Source organism: Streptomyces sp. CGMCC 4.7035, from assembly GCF_031583065.1.
GTDB classification, from domain to species: domain Bacteria; phylum Actinomycetota; class Actinomycetes; order Streptomycetales; family Streptomycetaceae; genus Streptomyces; species Streptomyces yaanensis.
In genome coordinates this window covers 6,189,460-6,211,453 of record NZ_CP134053.1, presented here as the reverse complement: position 1 = coordinate 6,211,453, position 21,994 = coordinate 6,189,460, and the positions used below count along the sequence as shown (strand labels likewise).

The window sequence follows — 21,994 nt, the reverse complement described above, 5'->3', positions numbered from 1 at the left end:
GTGGTCGGCGGCCGGACGCGATAGGTACGCCGCTATGTACGAGATACCGAACGGTGTTACTCATCGGTTGCAGGAGCCGCCGAAGTGACGTGCGCCACAGGCGCGTTGGACTCAGCGGGACAAGGCGTCCCGAACCGCATCGTCCGTGCGCGCGACCACGGCCGTACCGTCCTCGGCGGTGATGATCGGCCGCTGGATGAGCTTGGGGTGCTCGGCGAGCGCGCCCACCCAGCGGTCCCGCGACGCGGCGTCCCGCGCCCACTCCTTCACGCCGAGCTCCTTGGCGACGGCCTCCTCGGTGCGGGTGATGTCCCACGGTTCGAGGCCGAGCCGCGTCAGCACCTCGCGGATCTCGTCCTCGCTCGGGACGTCCTCCAGATAGCGGCGCACGGTGTAGTCGGCGCCCTCGGCGTCGAGCAGGGTGAGGGCGCTGCGGCACTTCGAACAGGCCGGGTTGATCCAGATCTCCATGGCTCACACGGTAGTCGAAACACCATCTCTCCCCCGTGTCACAACCCTGTCCAAAGCCCTTGTGGCCAGCGGCTTTTGTCAGTGGGCGGCAGTAGAATAGAAGCAGTGTTCGAGGGAGTTGCCGGGGTGTCCGGTGGCTCCCTGACCGCGACAGGAGGATGCCTGTGCCCGCTGCCGCAACGAAGCCGAAGCCGACCCAGTCCACCGCCCAGCACCCGGTCCTGCTGGACCTGCCGTACGCGCCCGTGGAGAAGCGCCCGCTCCCGCCGGGGCGGCCGCGTGAGTGGTACGTCACGCACAACCGGCGCCTCAAGGCGATGCGTCTCGCGATCGCCCTGCTCGACTCCGGGGTGTATGTGCCGAACCAGGCACGCAACGAGAAGATCCGGAGCACGGCGGAGCTGATCGGGGTACACCCGCCGTCGGACACGACGTGCCACATGGTGCGGGCGCTCATGCGCTACTGCCGTTGAGTCTTGGCTCCGGGCGCCCTCTTGTCCGAGGGCGCCCGGAGCCGGGGGCGCCCGGAGCCGGGGGTGCCCTCCGCTCAGTCGGACAGTTCCCGCTCCAGCGGTGTCCGGAAGCGTGGCGTCACCCGGTTGTCTCCCAGCCACGAGGTCAGCCGGGCCGCCTCCGTCTCGATCGCCGCTCGCTCCTCGCCGCCCAGCCCCTCCGTCTCCAGCAGGCGCCACACCACCTCCCCGTCCGGCCGCTGGGCCCAACCCCCCACCACCCGGCCGTTCCACCACACCGTCGGGCCCACGTTGCCGCTGCGGTCGAACAAGGCCGGGCGTAGTTGAGGGGCGAGGTACCAGTCCCGTTCCTGCCAGCCCATCGCCGTGGGGTCGAGGCCCGGGAGCAGGGCAGCCCAGGGCTCGGCCGGGGGCGCGACCGGTTCCTCGTCGTCCGCCGTCACATAGGCCGTCGCCCCGCCTTCGACGAGCGTCACCGGTACCGCGCCGATCGCCGTCAGCGCCCGGCGTACGTCCGTGACCTTCCACCCCGTCCACCACTTCAGGTCCGCCTCCGTGGCCGGGCCGCAGGCCATGAGCCAGTGGCGGAGCAGCTCCGGCTGGGCCTCGGCGGGCGGGAGTTCGGGATGCGGCGGGGCGACCGCCCAGCGGAACTGCGACGACGTCCACGCGCCGAGCGGGCGTCCGCGCACCACCCGGCCCTCGACGCCGAGCACCCGCATCAGCCGGGACGAAACGGTCTGCGAGGCCTCGTAGCTCTTGCCGGCGCCGTAGACGAACTGCTCCTTCAACCGGGGCTCGTCCCGTGTGAGTTCGGTGACCGTCGCCTGCCCGCGCCGGGCCAGCGCGGCGAGCGCCGACGCCTCGACCTCCGTGAGCCACTCCTGAGTCAGCCGACCGTCGCTTCCGGTCACCATGTTCTTGATCAGCCCGGCGCGTGCCTTCGCCGCGTTCGCCAGTCCCGTCGACGCGTGCACCACGGCCGCCAGCTCGGTCGGGAAGACGAACACCGTGTGCCGCATGCCGTGCATCCGCACCAGCGTCCGGTCCTCGTACAGCGCTCGTTCGACCTCCGCCACGGTCTTGCCCGCGTCCACGAGCCGCGCGCCGACGGCCAGGTACACCGTGGCCGGATCCGTCCCGTGCAGCGCGACCAGCGATTCGGCGACCTGTTCGGGCGTCGCCGCCCGCGCCGGGCCGGACAGCCGCTGCCGCAGCGCGAGCCGCGCCCGTCGCTCCGCCGCCCCGATGTGCCGCCGCACCCCGTCCACGCCGCCTCCACCGATTCCGACCCGTACGGATGAGGTCCATCCTCGCCGATGCCGGCCCCGCCGAGTGCCCCGTCACCCGAAGTGCCGCATCCGGCGTGCGGCAGGTCCCCGTCCCGGCCTTGACTGAGGTCATCGGGGAGTACGGAAGAGGGCGAGGCGGGAGAGGCGATGGCACGACAACGGATACGGGACACGGCATGGGGTTTCGCGGTCGTCGTCGCGGCGGTTGCCGTGCTCAGCGGCTGCTCCGGCAACGAGGCCCCCTCCAGCAACGCCTCCAAGGCCGCCTCCGCCGCGGAGTCCCTCGCCTCGCAGGCATCCTCCGCCGTGGCGTCCCTCGCCTCGGAGGCCTCCGGCACCCTGGCCTCCGCGACCGCCGAGGCGCACCGCAGGCTGGAGGAGATCAAGGGTGGTGTGGACGCCAAGAGCGACGTCAAGCTCGGCGGCTCGACCGGTACGGACGCCGACGGGCGGAAAACCGTGCCGATCACGGTCACCAACTCCACTTCCCAGTCCCGCACGTACGCCGTCCAGGTGGATTTCCGCGACGCGGGCGGCAATCTCCTCGACACGGTCGTCGTGACGGTCGACAATGTCGCGGCGGGTGCGTCGAAGGATGCCACCGCGCGCAGCAACCGCAAGCTCACCGGCGACGTCACCACGTCCGTCGCCCGCGCCGTACGGTACTGATCCCGGTGACCGGCCTTCGCTCGGGCACTACGGTCCGGCCTTCGGGTCCGCGCACGCGCACCCCGTGGTTGTCACGGCTCATCGGTCCGCGCACCCCGTGGCCGGGTTCTCGCTCCATGGGTCCTTGCACCACGGGTCTCCGCGCGCCCTGGTCGGGCTCACGGCTCGCCGGTCCGCGCACCCCGTTGTCGGGCCCCGGACCCACGGGTCCCCACATCCCGTGGTCGGGTCCCCGGTCCACGGGCCCCCGCACGCCCCGATCGGGTTCGCGGCCCGCGGGTCCGCGTGCGCCGCGTCCGGGGCCCGGCCCCGCGCAGCCCCGGCCCGTGTCCTGACCTCGCCGACCCGGCCGGCCGGCGGGCTCACCATGGTCTACGAGGCCGGGGCAGCCGTGGTGGCCGAAAGCCTGCCGGCGAGTACGGCGTCCACGAACCGTCCGCGGTCCTCGGCGTGGTCACGGAACCACAGCCCCAGCGTGTGCTCCGCACCGGGCACATCGAAGCGGGTGAACGCGGCGTTCACGGTGAGCGCCGCCGCCACCGCCTCGGTCACCTCCGGCGGGATCACGGCGTCGGTGCCGGGCACCGCGAGCACGGCCCGGCCCTCGTATGCGCGCAGTACCTCCAGCGCCGGAGCCGAACGCCAACTGCCCGGCGTGCGGAGGACCTCGGTGAAGCGTCCGACCCCATGGCCGAACGGAACGGGCCACGCGTCCGCCGCGTAGACCGCGGGCGCGCACAGGCCGAGGGCCACCACACGCCGACCGTAGTGGCGGGCAAGATCCGCGACCGTCTGGCCGCTCATGCTGAACCCGACCAGAACCAGCGGGCCGTCAGCGGGCGTCCGCGCGTCGATCACGGCGACCGCCTGCTCGAACCTCTTTGCAGGGTCTTCAACTGTTGGGTGGTTCGCTTATGGATCCTTGTTGATGCTGCATAGCAGGGTTGGTGTGGATCTGTAGGTAATCGGTGATCTGTCATGCGATTGTGTGGGGTTCATGCCGGTTCGGGCTGTCCGGTGATGATGCGGCCGTAGGGTCCGTGGTCATGGAGCTTCTTCGTTTGGCGGTGGCCGCGCGCAGGGTGGGTGTGCACCCGGGGACGCTGCGGTTGTGGGCGAACGAGGGCAGGGTCCCGGTGGTGTGGGTGGGCCGGGAACGGCGTTTCTCCATCGAGGCGTTGGACGCGTTGATGGGGAGCGCGGCGTCGGCCGTGCGGCGTGAGGCGTTGTATGTGCGGGTCTCGGGCACCAGTGGGCAGGAGTCGTCGCTGGCCGCGCAGGAGGCGGAGTTGCGGGCCTCGGCTTCGGGTGTGGTGGTGGCGGTGTTCCGGGACCGGGCCTCGGGGTTGCGGGAGTCGCGTCCGGGGCTTGACCGGTTGCTGAAGCGGGCGGCGGCGGGGGAGTTCACCCATGTGCGAGTCACTCATCGTGACCGTCTGGCCCGGTTCGGTGCGAGCTGGCTGATCGAGGTGCTGGCTCATCGCCGGGTGGCGGTCGAGGTCCTGCACGCCAAGGGCACGGCCGGGGGCATGGAAGAGCTGCTGGATGACTTCATGTCCCTGGTGGCCACCTTTGCCGGGCGGATGTACGGGCTGCGTTCGCGTGAGGCGCGGCGGAGGCTGCTGGCCGAGGCCGGTGAGCGCATCGGCGCTGCCGCTGCCGGTACCGGCAGCGGAGGTCCAGGTCGCTTCCCTGCTGCCGAAGCCGAGGCCGAGGCGGTGCGGGTGGGGGATGGCGGTGGCTAGGTTGATGGCGACGGCGACGTGCACCGCTTTCCGGGCCGTCGTGGAGGAGAACGGCCTGCCGATTGGGCAGCGGGTGCTGTACGAACGGGTGGGTTTCCTGGCCGCCTTGTGCCGGGACCTGACCACCCGGCTGGTCGCGGCCCGGTGGGACGAGACGTCGCTGGATGTGCTGGCCGCCGGGGTCGACGAGCGGGGCCAGGCGCTGCCGTCCAAGGGCTGGATGGCCCTGCGCCGCCTGGGCTGGAACACCCCTGCCCCGGCCTCTGCCTCTACTTCTGCCTCTGCTGAGTGTGCCGGGGCGGGCAGGACCGCGGGGGTGTATGTGTCGGACCGGGTGCGGCGGGCGGGCGAGGAGCAGGCGGCCCGCATGCTGCGGCTGGCCCTGCACCGCCGGGCCGTCGTCATGGCACTGCTGGCCACCTGGCCCGCCGATCCCTCGCGGCGCACCCGGGCGGAGTGGGCCGCCCTGCGTGCGCTGCTGCCCGCCGGGGTGAGCGGTGCGGAGATCCGTAACCGGACCCGGCAGATCCGCGACTTCGTCTGCACCCACCAGGGGCGGCTGCCCGCGGGCCTGTGCGAGCTGGAAGAACCCCCGGCGGTGGCCGCTTTGGTGCTTCTGGCGGCGATGGACCGCCAGCAGGCGACCCTGGAGCGCCTGGATGCGGCCAGTGCCCGGCTGCGGGTGAAACTCCCGCTGTGTGCCGCGCCGGTCTCCGGCCGCGACTGGGCCTGGCACGTCATCGACCTGCGCCTGCCGGTAACCGTCGAGCTGGACGCGGTCCTGCACGCCCCGACCCTGCGCCCCACCCCGACCGGGCGCATCGCGGTGGATCTGCCCCACTCGCGCCCCGCTGTCGCCATCAAGGCGAGCGGGCACAGCGTCGGGATCGGCTTCGACTGGGGCGTGAACACCCTGCTGACCGGGGCAGTGGGCCGCCTGGCCGGCCGGGACGGGACGGCGCGGGTGGTCACCGACGGCCGCGCCTTGATCTTCGACGCCACCGCGATCAGCGGGAAACTGCACCGGCTGCGCACCCACCGCGAACACCTCGCGGCCAAACGCGACCACTACCTGGCGCTCGCGGCCGCTCTCGGCGCCCCGCACCGCGCCTGGGGCCTGCTCCTTCACCGGGCGGCGGTGCTGGAGCGCGAGCATGAGCGGGTGTGCGCCCGCATCCGCCACCTGAACGACACGCTGGCGTGGTCGGCCGCCCGTTGGGCCGTCGACCAGGCAGCCGCGCTCGGCGCGTCCGTGATCTACCTCGAAGACCTGACCACCCTCCAGGCCCGCGGCCGGCGCCAGGGCAACGCCCGGCTGTCCGGACAGGTCCGCGGCACCGTGGCCGAGGCGATGCGGCACCTGGCCGCCAAGGCGGGCATCGCGGTGGTCACCGTCCCGGCGCGCGGCACCTCCGCCCTGTGCCCGCGCTGCCTGGCCACGCTCGGCCATCACCCCGCCCCCGACCGGCTGGGCGAACGCGGCTGGAAATGGGCCCACTGCACCGGCTGCGGCCTGTCCCTGGACCGCGACCTGGCCGCCGCCCGCCGCATCGTCTCCCGCGGCCTGCTCGGCCAGGCCCACACCAGCACCGAGCGTGCCACCGGTATCCGCACCATCCGCACCCCCGTCGAGGGCACCGTCACCTGCGTGCGGCGGCCGAAGAAGACCACCCGCCGCCTGCGCCGCGCCCGCCACGCGGCCACCCTGCCCGCCCGGCCGCCCGGGCCGAAAACCACCCCGAGCAAGGCCCGCCCCACCCCGGCCCGGCCCACCCCGGCCCGCCGGTCACAGACTTCCCGCCGTATGCCCGATGTGCGTACGGTCCCCGCCACCACCCCCACCGGGGCGGTAAAGCGTCCGGCGGGGCATGACACCCAGACCCCCACCCCCTCCCCAGGGCGGCAGGGGCCACGTCATGGAGTACCCCTCCCCAGCCGGCCGGAAGAACTCCCTCCGGCCAACCGGAGACGGCTCTCACGCGAAACCTGTCGGCAGCGCACCCACGCTGCCGAGCGGACCGGCTTCCACCACGTGCACGCCACCGAAGTCCACCCCCTCACCCCGAGGTTCGGACCCCACGGCAGCAACACACGGCCACGCCGCGCCCGAAAAGCCTGAAACCCCTCAGGCACACACAGAGTTTCCGAGACGCTCAACTCGGCCTGGCGTCCGGTGCTTTCGCCGTGCCCGGAGAAGTCGAAGGCGATACCGCGGCAGCCGCGCGCGACGAAGTCGCAGAGCAGCGGCACCAGCCGCTCCATGCTGCTGCTTCCCGCCCCGTGCAGCACGACGGCGGTGGCCGCGTCCGGGCCGCCGCCGTCATCGCCGTACATCCCGTTGAGTCGTTCACCGTCGTGTTCGTGCGCGAAGGAGAGGAGTCGGCTCATGCCGCCCATTCACTCATGACGCGCGGTTCCGGGGGCGGTTCCGGGGCGATTCCCGCGCGGAAAAGGAGATGCACGCTCCGTGACGGCTTCCCTACGCTGGACACGCGGTCCGGAGCTGCCCACCACCGGTTTCCGCCGGAGCGGCATCAGCCGGTGGACTCGGGGCTACTCTCTACGCACCGACGGGCCGTCCCCCCAGCCCCCCGTCGGACACCTCTGGCACAACCGTTCACCCACGCCCACGGAGGCCCGTCATGGGCACCATTGTCATTGCCGGAACAGTCGCTTTCATCCTTTTAGGGTTCAACAACCACGCCTGGTGGCTCGCCGCCGGCGCCGTGCTCTTCCTGTACGCACAGTACGGACGGGGCTCGTCGTCCTCGTCGGGCCCGGGAGCCGCCCCGGGATCGGCGGCCACCTACCAGCAGTACCGCGAACGCCGTGACCAGCAGGCCAAGTGGGAGCGCCGCTACCGCCGCGAGCGCCCCTTCGAGGCCCGCCGCCAGGAGCGCGAGAAGAGCAAGTGAGGGACCCGGAGCCGCCGGTTCACAGACCGGGCGCGCCCCAGATCGGGAACCAGCGGCCGAGGTCCTGCTCGATCCGCAGGTCATCGGCGAGCGCCGCCTTGATCTGCAGCTCCAGAGCGTTGTCGCGCCGCTCGCCCTGCCCGGCGAGCGGCGCGAACGGGTAGAAGGTGCCGCGCTTGTACAGATAGACCAGGCCGAGCCGCCGCCCGCCCTCGTCCTGGAATCCGGCCATCGAGCACAGCAGTTGCGGCCCGAAGCCGTTGACCTCCATCGCGCTGTTCACCGCGTGCAGATCGTTGACCAGGGAGGTCAGCTGGTCGGGTGCGCGGCGTGACACCAGCCAGGAGTAGCCGTAGTCGTCCCGCCGCAGCTCGACGGGCGGCCCGGTGCGGTCGGTGTCCGCGTCGAGGAGCGCCTGGACCTCGCGGTTCGTCTGGGTGAAGGCACCGCCCTCGACCGTGGCGAAGCACACCGCGCCGTTGCCGGTCGGGGTGAACCCGGCCGCCGCCTCGAGCGTTACCGCCGCCGACGGCAGCGCGAACAGCTGGTCCAGGTCGGGCGTGACCGGCTTCGTCCGGCCGAGCAGGATGTCCAGCAGCCCCATGCGTCAGCCTGCCTTCCCGGGGGTGGCCGCCTCGCCCAGCTCGGCGGAGATCCGGCCCAGCTGCTCCAGCCGCTGCTCAAGGCTCGGGTGGGTGGAGAAGATCCGCTCGATGCCGGGCTCCTTGCCGGTCGCCGGCGTGAAGTAGAAGGCGTTGAAGGCCTGGGCCGTGCGCAGGTCCTTCGTCGGGATCCGGGCGATGTCCCCGGAGACCTTGGTGAGCGCTGAGGCCAGCGCCGAGGGCCGCCCGGTGAGCAGCGCGGCGGCGCGGTCGGCGGCCAGCTCCCGGTACCGGGACAGGGCCCTGATCAGCAGGAAGCTGATCGCGTACACGGCCGCCGACACCCCCATGACCGCGGCGAACACAGCCGCCGTGTTCTGGTCCCGGCGCGCGCCGCCGAACAGCTGCGAGTAGAAGGCGAACCGCACGATCAGCCCGGCGATCACCCCGAGGAACGACGCGACCGTGATCACGGCGACGTCCTTGTGGGCCACGTGCGACAGCTCGTGCGCGAGCACACCCTCCAGCTCGGCCGGCTCCAGCCGCCGCAGCAGCCCCGTCGTCACGCATACCACGGCGTTCTCGGGGTTGCGGCCGGTGGCGAACGCGTTGGGCATGTCCATATCGGACACGGCGACGACCGGCTTGGGCATGTCCGAGATGGCGCACAGCCGGTCCACGACGGCGTGCAGTTCGGGGTACTCCTCCCGCTCCACCACCCGCCCGCGCATCGCGAACAGGGCGATCCGGTCGGAGAACCAGAACTGGGCGACGAACATGGCCGCCACGAGCACGACGACCAGCAGCCACGACTTCAGCAACACGATCAACGCGGCGACGAACGCTACGTACAGCATCCCCAGCAGAAACAAGGTGACCGTCATCCGCACGGTCAGTCCCCGGTCGCTCCGGAAACGGCTCCGCATCTGCATCACCCCGCAGGCAGTCAGGCACTCGCCCCACTGCCAGTGTGCACCCGGCCACTCCCATGAAGCGGTCGTGATCGGCCCTAGGTGGGGCAAAGGCTCAGGACCGGACCCCGGCCTCCCACTTGCGTCGCGTCAGCACGTACTCGCTGAACAGATGCCGCGACCGGTCCAGCAGCTCGCCCACCTCCGCCGCCGCCTCTCGCGGCACGTCCTCCGTCGCGTGCCAGCCCTGCACGGACTGCCGGGCCCAGTGCCGAATCCTGTCGTCCGGATCGTCGAGCGCCGCGACCGCGGCCCGCAGTCGTACGACCCCGCCCCGCGCGTCGAGCAGCCGGAACGCGGCAACGCGCACATGCCGCGGCCCTTCACCACCGAGCCGCTCCGTCAGCTCCTCCTCGGGCACCGCCCCCGCCGACGGCAGCAGCGCGGCGGTCACCTCGCGCACGACCCCGGGCGCCGGATCGTCGAGCAGCGGCCGCAGCCGCCGTACGTCTGCCGCGTCCAGGATCCGCAGCCCGGCGACGGCCCGCGCCCGCACCCCCGCCACTGGATGCCCGAGCAAGGCCCGCAACACCTCGGCGTCGGCCCGCCCCCCGCACTCGGCCAGCCCGATCACGGCCCCCGGCGGCACCCCCTCGGGGTCGGCACACCGCTCCTGGTACCAGGGCAGCGGATCGACCCCGAACTGCCGCACCACATACCGCGCACAGGCCCGCACCACCCCCGACCGGTCGCCCAGGAACCCCACTGCCACCTCGGGCCGCCCGGCCCGTCGCAACGCCGTGACCCCTGCCGCCCGCGCCCGCGGGCTGCGCGCCGCGAGCAGCGGTTCGAGTACGTCGTCGTGAGCACCGGAGTCCGCCACGGCGGCCAGGGCGGCGTCCGCGCACAGGGACTGCACGACGGCGTCGGTGTCCCGGGCGGCGGCGCGGGCCAGCTCGGCGGCGGAGAGGAACCCCTCGTCGACGGCGAGCCGGTACATGTACCTGCGTACGACGCGGTCGGGGTCGGTGTAGAGCGGCGCGAGGATCTCGGGCGACGCGGCGCGCAGCAACCGGTCCGCCAGGTCGGTGGCGAAGTCGCCCCGGCCCCGGCGCCCGACGCGCAGGACCAGAGGCATCAGCCGTACGGCGGTCTTGGCGTCGAGCGCCTCCGCCAGCCGCCGCCGGGCGTCCTCGCGCACCTGTGGGGCCCAGTCGGAGCAGCGCACGACCACCAGCGGCAGCAGCCCGGGGTGGTCGGCGACCCGCTCGAGTGCCGCCTGCCGGATCCTGCCGTCCCAGTGGCACAGCGCCAGCGCGAGCTGCGACTCGGTGAGCGGTTTCATACGCCGCGGAACGGCGGTCAGGCCGCGTGCGTTGTCCTGGCGCAGGGCGGCGACGAGCGCCCGTCCGCCCTCAGTGCCCGCCCAGGCCGCCAGCCATGTGTGCTCGTCCGCGTGCCAGACGCCCTGCCGTACCCCGGCGTCCAGTGCGATCCAGGCCGCCGGGTCGTCGCCTGGCAGCACCCTACCGAGCGATTCCCCCTGGGCAAGCCGAACCGCCGCCGCTTCCCCGCCTCCCATGTCCCCGCGCATACCCGCCCCCAGCCGACCCTGATGTGTGCGGCGATCGTAGGCGGCCGGACGGCAGCCGGTCGCGCGATATTCCGGTGGAGGCGTCTCTGGTACGGCGCCTGGAATCGCGCGTACGCCAGCACCAGGATCACCGCGGCCGCACAGCAGCGCCAGAAAGTCATACGACGGCGCCCCCGTCCTGAGAAACAGGACGGGGGCGCCGTCGGACGGACAGAGCGTCGATCACACGGTCTCGTAATGCGTAGGTCTCGGGTTCGAATCCCGAAGGCGGCTCCAAAGTGAACCGCAGGTCGGGCCTCTGACCTGCGGTTTCTTTCTTTTCTTGACCTTGGAATGCATCTGCCGAGGGTCTTTTGAGGCTGTGCATGTAATGCGTAGGTCAGAGGTGGCGGCAAAGCGAACGCGATTCCGGGAGCCAGTGACGGAAAGAATCGACAGTGGTCATTGGCGCGGGGTCGGTCTTCTCACAAGGTCCGGCCTGTGTCCTGGGAGGCGCCTGCTGAGGCGCCAGTAAGGTGAGTGACATGCACGTCTACATTGAGGCCGCGTTCGACAGCGCGGTGGCCGTCGAACCGGGGGAATCGCTGATCCAGTGGTTTCGAGCCGCATGGGCTCGCCTGTTCGATGGACTGGTGGCGGCGGAAGCGAGTGGTGGCCAGAGAGTTCTTTCTCTCGCCAGCATCACCCAGGACATCGATGATGGCCCCCGCCGTTTCTCCGATGTCAATGAGACTTGGGGGCACTTCGAGGAAAGTCTCGCCGCGTTCCCCTGGGGCGCAGGGATCACTGTCCTTAAGGACGGTGCCGAACTGACCGGACTGGGATCGGTGAGCACGTACCACGTGCTGTCCGACGCCTCGCTCTGGCGGGCGGAGGTTTCAGTGACCGTGGATCCCCAGGATGCTGGGTCCTGCGCCACGCTGGTCGACTTTCTGCGCGAAGCGCTGGAAGGGGCAAATCCGGCATTCGGTCGCATCGAACTGAACGGTACTGTCGAGAAGACCAACCTCGATGCCGCACTTCGCCGTAAGAAGCGCACCTCCATGCGTGAGAGCCGTCAGTTCCTGCGGGGTTACGCCTGGGTGACGGTATGTCCCGCCGAACTCTTGGCTCGCCTTGGTGGCGCATCAGCACTAGAAGCATCAGGTGCCTTCTATCGGGTGATCCCGCTGCGGGCCGGTGGTGCGTTGCTCCAGGCCTCGGAGACCTTGGCCGGATACAGCGACGCCGTGACGGAACGGGTGTTCGTGGCGCTCGCACCTGTGCTGCCCGAGGGCGAGCCGCATCCGGATCCAGCTCGCCCTGACTTGCGCTTCGTTCCACGGGACGCCGCAACGGCTCGTTGACCCCATGGGCAGTTACAGACAGACATCTGGGGAACCGAGGTTTCAGATGCTGCCAAGGGAAGCACCAGATGTCCGCGAGCTGTGGGAGGTCCGGCAACTTGATGCGCGGGTGCCGAGCATGGTGTGCATGGCCCGGGGGTGGCCGAGGGGTGGCCGGACGCCTTTGGACGGTGCAGCACGAGGCACCGACGCCGAGCATGGCGTATGTGGTCTGATCAGGCACAACAGCATCCTGCAACATCAGCCATCATGAGACGTCACGATCACTTGTGGCCTCGTAATGCGTAGGCCTCACTACCTGACGTGCACCGACTGCACTCCATACCCTGCGAGGGCCTCAAGCGCCGGGCTGGCCCTGAAGTCGGCCCGTGCCCAACCGTAAACAGCGACGTTCCCTGGGGAGTCCCTGGGGGAGTTTTCGGGGACTTTCACGCCTGTCCCGGGGAGTTTCCGTCGCGTAAGCAGGGAAGGCCCCGAGAGCGCCGAAAGATACGAACGCGCTGGCCATGGCCTACCGCGTCAGCACTCGATGATGTTCACCGCGAGCCCGCCCCGCGCCGTCCCCTTGTACTTCACGTTCATGACGTCGGGCACCGTCTCCTTCGCGGTCTTGATGACCCCTCGAGAGAGGCGGGTCGTGGTCGATGCCTCATCGCGGCAGCGTCACAGGGGTGTGCCCGGAAGGAGCGCTGTCGCCCGTGCTCGCACGAATCCTTCATCACCGTTTGTGATGGCATACGCGAGTCCGGCGTCTCTGATGCCGCGTCAGGTATTCAAGATCATCTTGCACGAGCGTTGCACAAGATGCTGAAAAACCAGCCGTGGCCAACAATGGGTGGTGAAAGTGCTTATTCGCAGGTCACAGCGGATTCTCGGAGGTGTGCCCCCTGTCCTCAGGGGGCACACCATCCGTGCGGATCACACGTCGAAGTAATGCACATCCAGTTTTCTGGCCTGCGTCTTCGTCCCGTCCTCAAGATCGTCTTGCACGGATGTTGCACACCAGGTCAGGCCGTGTGCTCGTAGACCCTGCGCCAGGCAGCGCGCAGTCTGGCGCCGGCATTCGGCACGATGCACGTACCTGCGCAGGGTGAAGGTCGGGTCGGAGTGGCCCAGCCGGCCGGCAAGCGTGCGGATGTCCACGCCGTGGCTGAGCGCCATGGAGGCGAACAGGTGGCGGAGCGCGTTTGGGAACATCCCCGCGGGCTCGGGGAGCAGTCTTTTCGGCCTGGGTGCTGCCTCTGAGGCGACGGATACCAGGGCGCTTTCCCCGAGCTTGTACTTTCTGGTCCGGTCTGGTCACGCTCGGTGATGACCTTGGGTTGTCTGACTGTTCCGCCCACGCCGTGGCGCATGGCGGAGTGCCCGGTTCTTCGAGCCGGGCGGTCGGCCGGGGCCGGGTCGGTTGGGTTTCGGTGCGCGGGTCGGGCAGGGCGAGTTCGGGCGAAGGTTTCTGAACTTCCGGCGGACCCGGGCGGGGGTGAGCTGCCCGGGCTCGGCCGGCTTCTTTCCGGGGCGGCGAAGGTCTGCGGCCAGTGCCAGGGCGAGGCGGGGTCGGGTGGGGGACACATGAGCAAGCGGAGGCCGCCCGCGCGTATCGCTGGTCACGGGGCTGGCATGGGCGAGGGCTGAGGTGCTGGCGCTGGTGCCGGTGGCGGACATGATCGGTGGCAGGCGAGCGACTGTCAGGGTTGGTTGGATCTCGCTGTTCGTCAGCACGAGGAGAGCCCGCAGGAGTGTGGTTGCGTGTCGGGCGTCGAGGCGGACGTTGGTGCTGATTCGCCAGTTCTTCACGTCGACACACGCGGACGTGACCGACGCCAGGTCTCAGATCCAGCCCCTCTTGGCGGCCTCGACTCCCACCTGAAAGCGGGTGTCGAGGCCGAGCCCGGACGCAATCGCCGCGATCCGGCGGGTCACGGTGCGCGCGCTCGTCCCCAACTGCCGGGCGATTGCCTGGTCCTTGTATCCCGCCTGCATCATCTTCAGCAGCAGGAGGTCCTGCGCGCTCGGCCCGTCGGGCGTCGCCGGATCGGTCGCGACGAGGGACTGCGCACGTTGCCAGTAGGAGTCGAACAACTCCAGGAGTGCGTCGAGCAGGCCCGACTGGTGGACGACGGCGATCCTGTCGTAGCGCCCCGGGACCAGCGCGACCAGCGCGACGCGTCGGTCCATGATGCGCAGTCTGAACGGCAGGGCCGGCAGGATGCGGGCCTGCTCGCCGATCTGGGCGAGGTGGGTGATCAGCTCGAAACGGCCCGGCTGCGCCAGTGCCTCCGGGGTGTAGACCGACCGTATGTCGACGCCGCGGCCCAGCAGGTCCATCGTCAGAGCCTCCTCCAACTCGGTGCTGTAGGGGCCCAGATAGGGGGGCCGATCGAGCACCCAGAAATGGGTGCGGACCGACTGCATCAGTTCGGCGACGCGCAGCGTGATCTCCGCCTCGCCGGTGATCACTTCCACCAGTCCGGTCGGATCCTCCCGCAGCCGACGGGCACGGTATTCGTCCGCCAGGTCGTCGACGGTGCCCCACACCGCGGTGAACGCCGCCTCGGTCTCGGCTCGGCGTCTGGCCAGCAGTGCCCTCAGCGCGGTGTGCGGGCTGACCGGCCGGTACTGGCCGTGTCCTTCCTTTCTCAGCATGCCCAGTTCCACCAACCGGGAGACGGTGCGCCTGATCCGGCTGGGCGTGGTGCCCAGGGTCTCGGCGATCTCCGCGGTCGTCCGGTCCGACTTGGTCAGATAGGTGCGGTAGACCTGTTCGTCGAACTCGCTGATCCCCAGGGTGCTCAGCACCGGCTGCCCTCCCAGTGATCACCGCCCGGCGAGCAGTCGGGACGGGCGTGGCACGAATCGCCAACTGGCGGTGTACGACACGAGTTTGATCTAGACATTGGTCGTTCACAAGCTTTCACTCGGAACGTTCACGCCACCTGTGGAAGGGCTCCGAGCACCGTCGGCGCCTACGACCGGTCAGGCGGCGCCACTTGGACGGCAGAGGACACGACCGTGCTCTGCCCGACTGCAGAGCCGGGAGAGACCTTGTGAAAGCACACCACCGCAGACGCTGGAGTGTGCCGGTTGCCGTCGGCGCTCTGGTACTCGCGCTGGCCGGCCCCTACGACGCGCTGGCCTTCGCGTCCTCAGCAGCCCGTTCCGACGCCGTCGGCTCCCCGTCCACCGCATCCACGTCCGACCGGGTGCCCGCCGGCGACCACTCCGTCACGCTGATCACCGGTGACGTGGTCACCACCCGGCAGAGTCCCGGCACCGGCAACGGGACCGGAGGCATCGTCAGCGTCCGCGGTGCCGACGGGCGTCCGGTGGAGACCCACATCCTGACGTCGGGCGACGACCTCTACGTGTTCCCCGAGTGCGTGCTGCCTTTCGTGGCCAAGGGCATCCTGGACCGGCAGCTGTTCAACATCACGGCCATGATCGCCGACAGGTACGACGACGCGCACCGTGACCGGCTGCCGCTCATCGTCTCCTACAGGCACTCCGCCGACGCGCGCAGCAGGGGCAGCGCTCTGCCCGACGGGGCGACCCGGGTCCGTACCCTCGACGGCATCAACGGCGCCGCCCTCACCGCGGACCGCTCGCACGCCGCGGACTTCTGGAAGTCCGTGGCCGGGACGGCGACGAGAGACGGAGCCCGCGAGCAGTCCGCCGCACCGGCCTTCGCCGACGGGATCACGCACATCTGGCTGGACGGCCTCGTCCATGCCGACCTCGCCGACAGCACGGCGCAGATCGGTGCCCCCCAGGTCTGGGCGGACGGCAACACCGGACAGGGCGTGGACGTGGCCGTCCTCGACACCGGCGTCGACGCGGGACACCCCGACCTCGCGGACCGCATCGCGGGCCGGCAGAGCTTCGTACCGGACGAGAACACGGACGACCACTTCGGTCACGGCACGCATGTCGCGTCCATCATCGCCGGTAGCGGCGCGGCTTCCGACGGCAGGGAGAAGGGTGCCGCCCCCGGCGCCCGCCTCGACATCGGCAAGGTGCTGGACGACACCGGGTCCGGTCAGACCTCCTGGGTCCTGGCCGGCATGGAATGGGCCGCGGTCGACCAGCACGCCAAGGTCATCAACATGAGCCTCGGCGACGGTCAGCCGTCCGACGGGACCGACCCCCTCAGCCAGGCCGTCGACAGGCTCAGCGCCGAGACCGGCGCGCTGTTCGTCGTCGCCGCCGGCAACTCGGGGGCACCCGACACCATCGGCGCACCGGGCGCGGCGAGCGACGCGCTGACCGTGGGTGCCGTCGACTCCGACGACTCCCTGGCCGAGTTCTCGAGCCAGGGTCCCCGCGTGGACGGCGCGCTGAAGCCGGAGATCACCGCCCCCGGCGTCGACATCCTCGCGGCCAACTCCCAGTTCGACGGCAACGGCGAGGGCGCTTACCAGACCATGAGCGGCACCTCCATGGCCACGCCCCACGTGAGCGGCGCCGCCGCGCTGATGGCCGCCGCTCATCCGGACCTCACCGGAAGCCAGCTGAAGGATCTGCTGACCAGCAGCTCCCGGCAGACCCCGCAGTACAACGCCTTCCAGGCAGGCAGTGGCCGCCTCGACGTCGCCGCGGCCTCACATGCCGGAGTCTTCGCCACGGCGACCGCGTACGCCGCGCAGGTTCCGCAGAATCCCGCCGACGGCGTACAGCGCCCGGTGACGTACACCAACACCACGGACACGCCCGTCACCCTCGCGCTGAGCGTCGAGGCGGCACACGCCCCCGCCGGGGTGTTCCGGCTCTCCGCCTCCCAGGTGGTCGTGCCCGCGCACGGCAGCGCCGGTGTCACCGTGACGATCGACGGCTCGGGCGTCACCGCCGGCGGCCGGTACACCGGCCAGGTCGTCGCGAAGACCGCGGCCGGCGAGGTCGCGGCGCACACCGCCGTCTCCCTCGGCGATGTCGAGCACAAACTGACCATGGAGTTCAAGGACGCCCAGGGGCGGCCCATGTCCGGCGTGGTCGAACTGCTCAGGTCCGGTGACGACTCCCCGATGTTCGTCGAGATCGACGACTCCGGTACGGCGCGGATGTACCTGCCCAATGACGTGTACTCGGTGCTGTCCTTCAAGAGGGTGCAGGGCGTCCACGGTCCCCACTCGTGGGGCATGGCGCTGCTGGGCGACCCGGAGGTCCGACTGGACCGCGACACCACCGTCACGCTCGACGCGTCCACGATCGACCGGATCGACATGACGGCCCCTCAGCGGACGGAGACGACCTACCAGCGACTGGACTACACCCGCCTGATGGGCGGCCAGATCTGGCGGGACTACATGGAGACCCAGACCAACTACGACAGCCTGTGGGCCCAGCCGACCACCCACAAGGTCACCCACGGCGACTTCTACCTGGCGGCTCGGTGGCGCAAGGAGCAGCCCGCACTGTCCGTCTCCACCCGGACGACCGACTTCACCGACGTGCTGCGCCAGGACGGCGTCACCCCCCTGCCCAAGGGCACCGTCAAGCTCCCGCTGGTCTTCGCCGGTCAGGGCGCGAGCACCGACTATGCTCACCTCGACGTGCACGGCAAGGCCGTGGTGGTACGCCGTAACGACGACGTGTCCGACAGGGACCAGGCGGCCGCCGCGATGGCTGCGGGCGCGAAGCTCATGCTGGTCGTGAACAACGTGGACGGCCGCGGCTTCCGCCGCTACAACGCGCCGTTCGGGTCGTCGCCCATCCCGCTCGACGTGGGCCTGCTCAGCACCGACGAGGGCGAGAAGCTCGTCCGGCAGGCCCAGGCCCGCAGCGCTTCGGTCACGGTCGGCTCCGCGCCCGTGAGCCCGTACGTCTACGACCTCGACCGGACCTGGCACAACGAGATCCCCGCCCGCATGGTGGTGCAGGGCAGTTCCAAGAACCTCGCCCGGGTCGACGAGACCTTCGACAGCCCGGCCCCGGGGAGCACCGGCGGCGAGTTCCGGTTCGACTGGCCCACCTACAACAACTGGGCCATCGGCGCGATGATGCCGGAGCCCGTGCGGGGGAAGCGCACCGACTGGGTCTCCACCGGGGGCTTCAACAGCTGGAGCCAGAGCGCGTACGCGGACGGCATGGTCTTCGAAGCCGGGGCCAAGACCTCCTACCGGGCGGGCAGCACGCAGTCCGAGGAGTGGTTCAAGCCGATCGAGCGGCCCTACCTGAACGACGTCTACAGTCTGCCCACGCGCACGGGTGACCACCTGTACATCGACACCCCCGCCTGGGGCAGCCGCAACCACGTCGGCATGAACCAGATCGACGGCGGAGCAGAGCAGCGGCAGACCCTCTACCAGGGCACCACGGTATTGGGCACGGGAACCTTCACGAACGTCTCGGGCGACGCACCCGGCGCCGGCAAGCTGCCGTACCGGCTGGTGGTCACCGGCAAGCGCGACGTGACGTTCACCCCGTACTCCTCCAGCACGCGCACCGAGTGGGACTTCACCTCGAAGGCGACGGTGGACGGCTCCGACGCGGTGCTGCCGCTGGTGCAGATCGACTACGAGGTCGGCACCGACTCGGCCGGGCGGGCCGGACGGCACGACACCCTGTCCGTCACCGCCGCTCAGCTGCCGGGTGCCGTCGGCGCCGGCCGGGTCGGCGCGGTCACCCTGGAGATGTCCTACGACGGCGGCACGACGTGGCACAGGGCCACCTGTGACCACAACGGGCGGTACCGCCTGGACGCGCCGAAGAAGGCGTCCTACGTGTCGCTCAGGGCGAGCGCCGAGGACTCAGCGGGCAACGCGGTGCACCAGACGGTGATTCGGGCGTTCGGCCTGCGATGACGCACAGTCGCGGATCGCGCGCGAGTGAACAACGGTCCGTCCGGGGTCGCACGACCCCGGACGGACCGTTCGCCGCTCCGGCGGTCCCGCACCGCGTGGCGCGGCCCGGGCGACGGGGGTGCTCAGCGACATGCCGCCCTTGGCGAGTTCCGCGCCCGTGCAAGGATCCCGACTACTAACACAGCATCAGTTAAGTACACTCACGAACAGGCCGCTGACCAGCAGGAATAGCGAACTGCAACTGGAATACCAGGTCTGGCTCGCCCCGCCGCTTGTCCACGACCCACGGATTTTCGTCGAGGCAGCGGACCGTGGTGCCGAGTAGCAGTGTGGTGGTGACGTGCCCGGCGAGCACCCGGATGGCGGAGAACGTGATCACTTCCTCGTCGGTCATCCGCTGCCCGTCGACCTCGGCCTGCACCAGCTTGGTGATGAGGTCGTCGCGGCCGCCACGCCCCATCCGGGCCTTGCCGCGCCGGTGATGGTGTGGAGGACGCGGGCTCAGCAGGCAGGCAGCTTCCGGCTATCTTGCTCGGAGGGTCGATCTACACCTCGGAGATCGCGAGCCGGTCGGCGAGGCCGTAGGCGGGGAGTGGTGCAGCTGGTGGCGGCGCCGGTCGTAGCGCCGGGGGTGCGCGGCTTCCGGTGGCCGATGGCGTCCTGGACGTCCGCCCGGGGGTGTCCCTGCTCCAGGGCGATGGTGGCGGCAGGCGCGGCGGAGGATGGTGCGCAGGCGTCGCCAGACGGACGGTTCATCAAGGGTACGGCCGCTGTCGGTGACGGCGTGGTGCAGCAGCGGCGTCAGGACCCTGCGGCGCCACCCCGTGACCCGGGCCTTGATGAGAGGGACTGACGATGAGTTCGAGTTTGGTGCACGGGCATTGCACATGAGATGGAGACAGGGCCTCATTTGGCAGTCCCGATCGTGTGTCGGTGCAGGTCAGCGAACTGTTGACCTGCACCAATACACGCCGCTCATGCCTGCATTTCTGCAGGTCACAGGCGTCTTACACGTCGAAGTACAGCTCGAACTCGTGCGGGTGCGGACGCAGCTGCAGCGGGGCGATCTCGTTCGCGCGCTTGTAGTCGATCCACGTCTCGATCAGGTCCGACGTGAAGACGTCACCGGCGAGCAGGAACTCGTGGTCCGCCTCGAGCGAGTCGAGGACGGCCGGGAGCGAGGTCGGGACCTGCGGGACGCCCGCGTGCTCCTCCGGAGCCAGCTCGTACAGGTCCTTGTCGATCGGCTCGGCCGGCTCGATCTTGTTCTTGATGCCGTCCAGGCCCGCGAGCAGCAGGGCCGAGAAGGCCAGGTACGGGTTGCCGGAGGAGTCCGGGGCGCGGAACTCGACGCGCTTGGCCTTCGGGTTCGAACCCGTGATCGGGATACGCATGGCCGCGGAGCGGTTGCGCTGCGAGTACACCAGGTTGACCGGCGCCTCGAAGCCCGGCACCAGACGGTGGTACGAGTTCACCGTCGGGTTGGTGAAGGCGAGCAGCGACGGGGCGTGCTTGAGGATGCCGCCGATGTAGTAGCGGGCCATGTCCGACAGGCCCGCGTAACCGGCCTCGTCGTAGAACAGCGGGTCGCCGTTGCTCCACAGCGACTGGTGGACGTGCATGCCCGAGCCGTTGTCACCGAAGATCGGCTTCGGCATGAAGGTCGCGGTCTTGCCGTTGCGCCAGGCGACGTTCTTCACGATGTACTTGAAGAGCTGGAGGTCGTCGGCGGCGGCGAGCAGCGTGTTGAACTTGTAGTTGATCTCGGCCTGGCCGGCGGTGCCCACCTCGTGGTGCTGGCGCTCGACCTGGAGACCGGCACGGTTCAGCTCAAGGGAGATCTCGGCACGCAGGTCGGCGAAGTGGTCGACCGGCGGGACCGGGAAGTAACCGCCCTTGTAGCGGACCTTGTAACCGCGGTTGTCCTCCAGCGCGCCCGTGTTCCAGGCGCCCGCCTCGGAGTCGATGTGGTAGAACGACTCGTTCTCGGACGTCTTGAAGCGCACGCTGTCGAAGACGTAGAACTCGGCCTCGGGGCCGAAGTACGCGGTGTCGGCGACACCGGTGGAGGCGAGGTAGGCCTCGGCCTTCTTCGCCACGTTGCGCGGGTCACGGGAGTACTGCTCGCCCGTGATCGGGTCGTGGATGAAGAAGTTGATGTTCAGCGTCTTGTCGCGGCGGAAGGGGTCGACCCGGGCGGTCGACAGGTCCGCGCGCAGCGCCATGTCGGACTCGTGAATGGCCTGGAAACCACGGATCGACGACCCGTCGAAGGCGAGCTCGTCGTCCGGGTCGAACGCCTCAACCGGCACCGTGAAGTGCTGCATCACGCCCGGCAGGTCGCAGAACCGGACGTCGATGAACTTGACGTCCTCGTCCGCGATGAACTTCTTGGCCTCGTCGGCGTTCTGGAACATCCAGCTCCTCCTACTCCCGACCGTCCGTGCCGGGGTGGTAGTTCGTTCGTGCGGCCAGTGCGGTGGCACACGCTGCAGCCGACCCTAGGGACGGAGGATTTCTCAGGCGTGACCCATTTGTTTCTCTCAGGTTAACCAGCTCGCGTCTCGATGACCCCACCACCATGCCCGCCAAAACGGGAGCAGTACCGTGGACGGGTGGACAACAGGCAAGCAATCGGATCGTGGCTCTCCGGTCCCCGCGCGGCCATGGAAGATGCCGGGGCGGACCTCGGATACCGGGGTCAGCAACTGGGTCTGCCGGAGCAGGGACCGGGCTCGATCGCCCGCCCCGGCCGGCGCCTCGGCGCCCTAGCAGTCGACTGGGGCCTGTGCCTCTTGATCGCATACGGCCTGATCACCGACGGCTACGGCCAGGCCACGGGAAACTGGGCCCTGCTCATCTTCTTCGTGCTCGGCGTTCTGACGGTCGGCACGGTCGGCTCCACCCCGGGCAAGCGCCTCTTCGGCCTCCGCGTGGTGTCGGTGGACACGGGCCGGGTGGCCCCGCTCCGCGCCCTGGCCCGCACGAGCCTCCTGTGCCTGGCCCTCCCGCCGCTGATCTGGGACCGGGACGGCAGGGGCCTGCACGACCGAGTGGCGAAGACGGTCGAGATCAGGATCTGAGGTGTACGGCGCCTTGTGACCTGCACAGGGGGGAAGCGCCCCGTCAGGGGCGCGGGGAACTGCGCGAGAAACCCCCACCGGCCGGCGGCGAAAGACGCT

17 protein-coding genes and 2 pseudogenes are annotated in these 21,994 nt (G+C 70.1%); 8 read left to right on the top strand and 11 right to left on the bottom strand.

Annotated elements, in window-relative coordinates:
• Positions 1-111 precede the first annotated feature (111 nt).
• Positions 112-471 carry an arsenate reductase family protein gene (locus Q2K21_RS27230; protein WP_310776019.1) on the bottom strand — a complete coding sequence of 120 codons (360 nt, stop codon included), beginning with the start codon at positions 469-471 and terminating at the stop codon, positions 112-114.
• Between the two features lie 164 nt (positions 472-635).
• Here Q2K21_RS27230 and Q2K21_RS27225 point away from each other — a divergent pair, with 164 nt between their 5' ends.
• Positions 636-944 (top strand): hypothetical protein, encoded by a 309-nt coding sequence (locus Q2K21_RS27225; protein WP_310776017.1) that lies wholly within the window; start codon positions 636-638, stop codon positions 942-944.
• Positions 945-1,018: 74 nt separating this feature from the next.
• Here Q2K21_RS27225 and Q2K21_RS27220 read toward each other — a convergent pair whose 3' ends face one another.
• Complete coding sequence (locus tag Q2K21_RS27220; RefSeq protein ID WP_310776015.1) at positions 1,019-2,215, bottom strand: winged helix DNA-binding domain-containing protein; 1,197 nt, start codon at positions 2,213-2,215, stop codon at positions 1,019-1,021.
• 168 nt (positions 2,216-2,383) lie between these two features.
• Here Q2K21_RS27220 and Q2K21_RS27215 point away from each other — a divergent pair, with 168 nt between their 5' ends.
• On the top strand, positions 2,384-2,905 hold the full coding sequence (locus tag Q2K21_RS27215; RefSeq protein WP_310776014.1) for an FxLYD domain-containing protein: 522 nt from the start codon (positions 2,384-2,386) through the stop codon (positions 2,903-2,905).
• Between the two features lie 408 nt (positions 2,906-3,313).
• On the opposite strand, the pseudogene Q2K21_RS27210 reads toward Q2K21_RS27215, so the two are convergent.
• Positions 3,314-3,787 (bottom strand): annotated as a pseudogene (locus tag Q2K21_RS27210) (alpha/beta fold hydrolase); the annotation flags it as partial.
• 164 nt (positions 3,788-3,951) lie between these two features.
• Between Q2K21_RS27210 and Q2K21_RS27205 the strand changes: the two are divergent.
• The 3 genes from Q2K21_RS27205 to Q2K21_RS27195 all read left to right on the top strand — a co-directional run bounded on the left by Q2K21_RS27205 (position 3,952) and on the right by Q2K21_RS27195 (position 7,565).
• Positions 3,952-4,650 carry an IS607 family transposase gene (locus tag Q2K21_RS27205; protein WP_310776012.1) on the top strand — a complete coding sequence of 233 codons (699 nt, stop codon included), beginning with the start codon at positions 3,952-3,954 and terminating at the stop codon, positions 4,648-4,650.
• Positions 4,651-4,654: 4 nt separating this feature from the next.
• On the top strand, positions 4,655-6,769 hold the full coding sequence (locus tag Q2K21_RS27200) for a zinc ribbon domain-containing protein (RefSeq protein WP_310776010.1): 2,115 nt from the start codon (positions 4,655-4,657) through the stop codon (positions 6,767-6,769).
• Positions 6,770-7,292: 523 nt separating this feature from the next.
• A complete protein-coding gene (locus Q2K21_RS27195; RefSeq protein WP_310776008.1) occupies positions 7,293-7,565 on the top strand; it encodes a hypothetical protein in 273 nt (90 codons plus the stop codon).
• A 19-nt stretch (positions 7,566-7,584) separates the two neighbouring features.
• Here the strand turns inward: Q2K21_RS27195 and pspAB are convergent, their stop codons facing one another.
• From pspAB to Q2K21_RS27180, 3 genes are all read right to left on the bottom strand, one after another.
• Positions 7,585-8,169, bottom strand: a complete 585-nt coding sequence (gene pspAB, locus Q2K21_RS27190) for a PspA-associated protein PspAB (RefSeq protein WP_310776007.1) — start codon at positions 8,167-8,169, stop codon at positions 7,585-7,587.
• Between the two features lie 3 nt (positions 8,170-8,172).
• Positions 8,173-9,093 carry a zinc metalloprotease HtpX gene (htpX, locus tag Q2K21_RS27185; protein WP_310776005.1) on the bottom strand — a complete coding sequence of 307 codons (921 nt, stop codon included), beginning with the start codon at positions 9,091-9,093 and terminating at the stop codon, positions 8,173-8,175.
• Positions 9,094-9,193: 100 nt separating this feature from the next.
• A complete protein-coding gene (locus tag Q2K21_RS27180; protein ID WP_386276112.1) occupies positions 9,194-10,660 on the bottom strand; it encodes a HEAT repeat domain-containing protein in 1,467 nt (488 codons plus the stop codon).
• 536 nt (positions 10,661-11,196) lie between these two features.
• On the opposite strand from Q2K21_RS27180, the gene Q2K21_RS27175 reads away from it, so the two are divergent.
• Entirely contained in the window at positions 11,197-12,018 is an 822-nt protein-coding gene (locus tag Q2K21_RS27175) for a hypothetical protein (RefSeq protein WP_310776001.1), read from the top strand.
• A gap of 918 nt (positions 12,019-12,936) precedes the next feature.
• On the opposite strand, the gene Q2K21_RS27170 is transcribed toward Q2K21_RS27175, so the two are convergent.
• The 3 genes and pseudogenes from Q2K21_RS27170 to Q2K21_RS27160 form a co-directional block, all read right to left on the bottom strand.
• Positions 12,937-13,215 carry a tyrosine-type recombinase/integrase gene (locus Q2K21_RS27170; RefSeq protein ID WP_386276111.1) on the bottom strand — a complete coding sequence of 93 codons (279 nt, stop codon included), beginning with the start codon at positions 13,213-13,215 and terminating at the stop codon, positions 12,937-12,939.
• A 98-nt stretch (positions 13,216-13,313) separates the two neighbouring features.
• A pseudogene (locus Q2K21_RS27165) lies at positions 13,314-13,578 on the bottom strand (NF041680 family putative transposase); the annotation flags it as partial.
• Between the two features lie 267 nt (positions 13,579-13,845).
• Positions 13,846-14,814 carry a helix-turn-helix domain-containing protein gene (locus tag Q2K21_RS27160; protein WP_310775997.1) on the bottom strand — a complete coding sequence of 323 codons (969 nt, stop codon included), beginning with the start codon at positions 14,812-14,814 and terminating at the stop codon, positions 13,846-13,848.
• 248 nt (positions 14,815-15,062) lie between these two features.
• Between Q2K21_RS27160 and Q2K21_RS27155 the strand changes: the two genes are divergently transcribed.
• Positions 15,063-18,812 carry a S8 family serine peptidase gene (locus Q2K21_RS27155; protein ID WP_310775995.1) on the top strand — a complete coding sequence of 1,250 codons (3,750 nt, stop codon included), beginning with the start codon at positions 15,063-15,065 and terminating at the stop codon, positions 18,810-18,812.
• Positions 18,813-19,002: 190 nt separating this feature from the next.
• Here Q2K21_RS27155 and Q2K21_RS27150 read toward each other — a convergent pair whose 3' ends face one another.
• Both Q2K21_RS27150 and glnA read right to left on the bottom strand, forming a co-directional pair.
• Positions 19,003-19,272, bottom strand: coding sequence for a hypothetical protein (locus Q2K21_RS27150; RefSeq protein ID WP_310775993.1), 270 nt, complete (start codon positions 19,270-19,272; stop codon positions 19,003-19,005).
• Between the two features lie 547 nt (positions 19,273-19,819).
• Positions 19,820-21,229, bottom strand: a complete 1,410-nt coding sequence (gene glnA, locus Q2K21_RS27145; protein WP_310775991.1) for a type I glutamate--ammonia ligase — start codon at positions 21,227-21,229, stop codon at positions 19,820-19,822.
• A 198-nt stretch (positions 21,230-21,427) separates the two neighbouring features.
• Here glnA and Q2K21_RS27140 point away from each other — a divergent pair, with 198 nt between their 5' ends.
• A complete protein-coding gene (locus tag Q2K21_RS27140; RefSeq protein ID WP_310775989.1) occupies positions 21,428-21,895 on the top strand; it encodes an RDD family protein in 468 nt (155 codons plus the stop codon).
• Positions 21,896-21,994: the final 99 nt, after the last annotated feature.

What these genes read in the sequence shown, in the direction of transcription:
- Q2K21_RS27175 (WP_310776001.1), top strand. Translation starts at nt 11,197, where the DNA reads ATGCACGTCTACATTGAGGCCGCGTTCGACAGCGCGGTGGCCGTCGAA.
- Q2K21_RS27170 (WP_386276111.1), bottom strand. Translation starts at nt 13,215, where the DNA reads ATGTTCCCAAACGCGCTCCGCCACCTGTTCGCCTCCATGGCGCTCAGC.
- Q2K21_RS27150 (WP_310775993.1), bottom strand. Translation starts at nt 19,272, where the DNA reads ATGGGGCGTGGCGGCCGCGACGACCTCATCACCAAGCTGGTGCAGGCC.
- glnA (WP_310775991.1), bottom strand. Translation starts at nt 21,229, where the DNA reads ATGTTCCAGAACGCCGACGAGGCCAAGAAGTTCATCGCGGACGAGGAC.
- Q2K21_RS27195 (WP_310776008.1), top strand. Translation starts at nt 7,293, where the DNA reads ATGGGCACCATTGTCATTGCCGGAACAGTCGCTTTCATCCTTTTAGGG.
- Q2K21_RS27200 (WP_310776010.1), top strand. Translation starts at nt 4,655, where the DNA reads ATGGCGACGGCGACGTGCACCGCTTTCCGGGCCGTCGTGGAGGAGAAC.
- pspAB (WP_310776007.1), bottom strand. Translation starts at nt 8,169, where the DNA reads ATGGGGCTGCTGGACATCCTGCTCGGCCGGACGAAGCCGGTCACGCCC.
- Q2K21_RS27205 (WP_310776012.1), top strand. Translation starts at nt 3,952, where the DNA reads ATGGAGCTTCTTCGTTTGGCGGTGGCCGCGCGCAGGGTGGGTGTGCAC.
- Q2K21_RS27180 (WP_386276112.1), bottom strand. Translation starts at nt 10,660, where the DNA reads ATGGGAGGCGGGGAAGCGGCGGCGGTTCGGCTTGCCCAGGGGGAATCG.
- Q2K21_RS27215 (WP_310776014.1), top strand. Translation starts at nt 2,384, where the DNA reads ATGGCACGACAACGGATACGGGACACGGCATGGGGTTTCGCGGTCGTC.
- Q2K21_RS27230 (WP_310776019.1), bottom strand. Translation starts at nt 471, where the DNA reads ATGGAGATCTGGATCAACCCGGCCTGTTCGAAGTGCCGCAGCGCCCTC.
- htpX (WP_310776005.1), bottom strand. Translation starts at nt 9,093, where the DNA reads ATGCGGAGCCGTTTCCGGAGCGACCGGGGACTGACCGTGCGGATGACG.